We start from the raw sequence: 4,180 nt of genomic DNA on the forward strand, positions 1-4,180 counted from the left end.
TCGGCCGCGGCGAACATCGCCGCGCGCTCGATGGGGTCGTCCATGCCAAGGTGGCTCTTGGCGAACGCCCACGAGGTGTCGGCGGAGTAGGCGGTGCACGGGGCGGCGGCCCAGCACCAGGGCGATACCGGCGACGGCGGCGGCGCGTTCCTCCCGCTCGGCCTTCGTGCCGTAGTCGCGCAAGTCCTGCTCGGCCATGGCGATCACAGCCCCGGGCCATGGCGCGGAGGCGAAGTGCGAACTCGCCCTTGGTCTCGCCGAGTCGGGGGTCGGGCAGGTGTTCGGCGAGGGTGGCGTAGACGGCGTTCGCGACGATCTCCGGCTTGTTGTTGAGGGCCGTGCGATGGGCGTGGCGGAGGGCGTTGCCCCAGGCGAGGGGGGTGAGGGGCTGGCCGGTGGTGTTCTTGTCGGTGGTGAGGTCGGCGGCGGCTTCGGTGATGAAGCGGGAGCCGAGGGAGGGGATGGCGGTGATGCGGCTGACGTGGCTGTCGTTCGCCTGGGTGAGGGGCTGCCTTGGTCGGCGAGGGCGGCGCTACGATCGCGCATAGGTCATCTCCTGGTCTTGTCAGGGGATTGGCTGGCCCCGGCCGGTGTGTGAGAGCCCGACCGGGGCCGTTCTGTTGGCAGCGGACGCAGGGAACGCGCTCACCGCCGTACAGCGGACGATGGACACCGTACAGCGGGGGCTGTACGGTGTCCAGTGTGATCGCGCTCCCCTTCGGAAGGGAGCAGCTTTGCCCGAACAGCCGAGCGACGATGAGGAGGTGCGGCTCGTGCTTAACGTCCTGGACTCCCTGGAGCAGCTAGACGACCCGGCCGAGCGGGCCCGGAGAGCGGGGAAGCTGCTGGCTGCGTGGCCTGAACAGCACACGCGTCTTCGCGAGATCCGACAGTCAGCCGTAGTAGCAATGCGGGCGCAGAACATCAGCTACCGGAAGATCGCTCAGACGCTCGGCATCTCGCTGGCCCGCGTCCAGCAGATCGAAGCGGGGGAACGCGGCAAGAAGGAGAAGCCAACCGAGGGGCCGTCGGCTGAATAAGAACGGCCGAGCGGTGTGAGAGACCGCCCGGCCGTGAGTACCAGCGGGCCACGAACCCGCTGATCAACAGTTCCCAACTCAGCAAGTAAGGACTGCCTTGCCCGGCAGAGTACACGGGCCTGTTTCAGCATGCCCAGATTCCCCCCTGCCCGCATGGACCCCGGTCCCCCGAGAGCAGCAGGAAGCCACCACCACGACGTCGCGCCGCGCCCAGCCGCGTGCCTGGCTGCGCGCCGTCCGCTGGCTCGTCAGCACCGGCCTCCACCCGAAGGCGAACGCCACGACCCTGCGCGTCGCCGAAGACCTCGCCCGCCGCATGGACTACCTCGAAGGCCGGGTGCTCTACGACCTGCTGGGCACCGCGGCCCGGATCGAGGTGTCGGTACCGACGGTGAAGCGGCACGCCGCCGCGCTGCGGGAGGCCGGATTGCTGGTGTGGCTTGAGCACGGTACCCGCCGCAACCTTCACCTGCCCGGCCGGCCCTACGCGGGCACGGCCACCGTCTACGGCGCCGCCATTCCCCCGGTGTTCGACGACGCGATGGGGCACCGGATCGACGGCCGCGGGTACGACGCCCGGATTGTCGACGTCACCGACGAGGGCCGGGAACGAGCCGTGGCCGAGGTCCGACGGAAGGCGGACTCTCGCAGGTCACGCCATGATCCCCCTTCTCCTGGTGGGCACCGGAAGAGACAGAAGGTTGAGGTTGGTGGTGGGTTGAAAGACACCCCGCGACGCGCGGCGTGCCCGAACAGCTCGATCCCGAAGAACACCACCGGCAGCCGCAGCAGCGGCCGGCGACGCCACGGCCGGAGAACAGGCCGCCCGGCGCACCAGGTCGCCCGCGACATCGCCATCGCCCGCCGGGTGCGGCCCCTGGTCGGATGGACCCAGCACGAGACCCTGCGCCGCCTCGCCTTCGCCCTGCGATCGCTCATCGACACCGGCCTCGACGCCGAGGGCATCGCGGCCGAGCTGCACTCGTGGTTCCTCGACTGGCGGCCCGCACGCCCGGCCGCCTACATCGTGGCCGAGCTGCGCCGCCGCGCCGACCGCGACACCGACCCGGCCTTGGTGCGGGCCGCGATCGAGCATCTGGGAATGCGGCACGCCTGCCGCCTCTACACCACGTGGCTGGTGGACCAGGCTCTCGCCCGGTCGTACCGGGTCAGCGACCGGACGGTCATCCACGGGTGAGGGGATGCCGCGCCCAGCACCGTGGCGTAGACGCGCAAGACCCCCGCCTCGAAGGACGGGGGCCTGAGCAATGCACCCTCGGCGGTTTGGCCGGTGGGTACTGTTCCGAGTGTCTAGGTCAGAACGGAGAATCAGTATGCCCCACACCTGGAACACGCACATCGGCGCGCGGATCGCCGAGCAACGCAAGCTGGCGCACCTCACCCAACGCGGCCTTGCCGACCGCGCCCACGTCTCCCACAGTCTGCTGAGCAAGGTCGAGGCCGGACAGCGGCCTGCCTCCCCGGCCTTGATAGCGGCATGCGCCCGCGCCCTGGGTATCGAGGCCAGCGTGTTGGCCGGGCAGCCATACGCCGATGTCCAGCGCACCGAGCGGTTTGACGCGCCGTTGGCCGCGATCCGAGCCAGCCTGGAGAACTGGGACATGCAACTGGCCACCGGCACCTCGCCGCGGTCGCTGGATGAGGTCGCCGCCGATGTGAGGGATCTCGGTGAGAAGCGGCGCCGGGCGAACTACCTGGCCGTGGCCACCGATGCCCCCGGACTCATTGACGAGTTGGCGGAAGCCTCGACCGAACACGAAGGCAGCCGCCAGGAACGGGCACACCGTCTTCTGGCGTACGTGTACCGGTGCGTGCATGACGTGGTGTACGGGTTGGGCCACATCGACCTCAGCCGCTCGGTGCTGTTCCGCATGCAGTACAGCGCGGAGCGGTCCGGCGACCCGTACATGATCATCCTGACCTCTTACCTGCGTGGACAGTCCTGCTTCAACACCGGTCGGCACGAGGTAGGGCTGCGGTTGATGGAGCGCGCCTTGGCGGACGTGGAGGACGATGCCCGACGCGGGCAACGGTCAGCACTGTGCGTCCAGGGCAACTTGCGGTTGCGCGCGGCGATGCTGGCGGCCCGCAGCCACGCCGGAGACGAGGCCCGCGCCCAATGGGCGGAAGCGTGGGAGACCGCTGAACGGCTGGGAGGCGACACGGAGAACTACGTGATGAGCTTCGGACCGTCCAACACAAAGATCCATTCAGTGGCCCTGGAAGTGGAACTGGGGGAGTTCGGGCAGGCCGTCAAGGCAGCCAGGAACGTGCACCTGCCGGAAGCGTTCGCAGCGAAGTTCCCGGACCGGGTGGGTCACCACTACATCGACCTTGCGCGGGCCCAGTTGGAGACAGGACAGCGACAGGCGGCATTCGCGTCGCTGCAAAAGGCGCGTAAGGCAGCCCCTCAGCAGACCCGGTTCCACCCGTCGGTGAAGGAGACAGTGACGTCGCTGATGCGCGCCGAGCGGGATAGCCGTGACAGCGTCACCGGCTTCGCTCGGTGGATGGGCGTGTAAGGACAGGAAGTCAAGGCGGGGGAGTTGCACATCTTGTGCAACTGTCTCTTATACACATCTGACGCTGCCGACGATACTCCTGCCGGCACCACCACCGGCCAATGCACGGAGCGACGCTGGGGCAGCTACGCGGCCCCGGACGCCGCGTCCGCGATCCGGTGGATGCGGGTCTCGGTGCGGACGGTCACCCCGATACTCGGGCCGCTCCAGTCCTCGTACGTGCTCGACAACTGGGTGCGCGGCCCGCAGTCCCTGGCCGACTACCACCGCCTGGACAGCACGCTCTACCAGCCCGTCGACGGCGTGCCCGTCCCGGTCCGGAAGGACTTCGTGCGCTACGACGTGGGGCCCGCGCTCCGCTGGATCGTGGCGACCCAACTGGCCTGCGCCCTGTACGACTGCACGCTCCTGGACCCCGCCGTGCTGGCCGCATAGCCGCTCCCCCACCCGGCCACCGAGTCGCGCGTCCCTCGGTAGGCGTCGGCCGGGCGGGGGAGCCCTCGACTCCCGACCGCAGAAAGGTCCTCCGACGGTCTGGTGAAGGCCGCCCACGGCCTGGACACCGACACCGCCGACCACTTGGCGGCGTTGGCCTCG

5 protein-coding genes and 1 pseudogene are annotated in these 4,180 nt (G+C 69.4%); all 6 read left to right on the forward strand.

Features of this window, described 5'->3' with window-relative positions; genetic code table 11:
- Positions 1-196: 196 nt before the first annotated feature.
- Positions 197-598, forward strand: a complete 402-nt coding sequence (locus IF47_RS30975) for a hypothetical protein (protein WP_157840075.1) — start codon at positions 197-199, stop codon at positions 596-598.
- Positions 599-734: 136 nt separating this feature from the next.
- Complete coding sequence (locus tag IF47_RS0126585; RefSeq protein ID WP_031511557.1) at positions 735-1,040, forward strand: transcriptional regulator; 306 nt, start codon at positions 735-737, stop codon at positions 1,038-1,040.
- A 97-nt stretch (positions 1,041-1,137) separates the two neighbouring features.
- Positions 1,138-2,238 carry a cell wall protein gene (locus IF47_RS28395; RefSeq protein ID WP_157840076.1) on the forward strand — a complete coding sequence of 367 codons (1,101 nt, stop codon included), beginning with the start codon at positions 1,138-1,140 and terminating at the stop codon, positions 2,236-2,238.
- Positions 2,239-2,374: 136 nt separating this feature from the next.
- Positions 2,375-3,583: a helix-turn-helix domain-containing protein gene (locus IF47_RS0126595; RefSeq protein WP_031511559.1), complete on the forward strand. Its 1,209-nt coding sequence runs from the start codon at positions 2,375-2,377 to the stop codon at positions 3,581-3,583.
- A gap of 162 nt (positions 3,584-3,745) precedes the next feature.
- Positions 3,746-4,018, forward strand: coding sequence for a hypothetical protein (locus IF47_RS30470; RefSeq protein ID WP_031511560.1), 273 nt, complete (start codon positions 3,746-3,748; stop codon positions 4,016-4,018).
- 87 nt (positions 4,019-4,105) lie between these two features.
- A pseudogene (locus IF47_RS31825) lies at positions 4,106-4,180 on the forward strand (roadblock/LC7 domain-containing protein); the annotation flags it as partial.

Source organism: Streptomyces megasporus (genome assembly GCF_000718985.1).
Classification (GTDB): domain Bacteria; phylum Actinomycetota; class Actinomycetes; order Streptomycetales; family Streptomycetaceae; genus Streptomyces; species Streptomyces megasporus.

Excerpts from the sequence above, each read along its gene's own strand:
- IF47_RS30975 (WP_157840075.1), top strand. The coding sequence starts at position 197 with ATGGCGATCACAGCCCCGGGCCATGGCGCGGAGGCGAAGTGCGAACTC.
- IF47_RS0126595 (WP_031511559.1), top strand. The coding sequence starts at position 2,375 with ATGCCCCACACCTGGAACACGCACATCGGCGCGCGGATCGCCGAGCAA.
- IF47_RS30470 (WP_031511560.1), top strand. The coding sequence starts at position 3,746 with ATGCGGGTCTCGGTGCGGACGGTCACCCCGATACTCGGGCCGCTCCAG.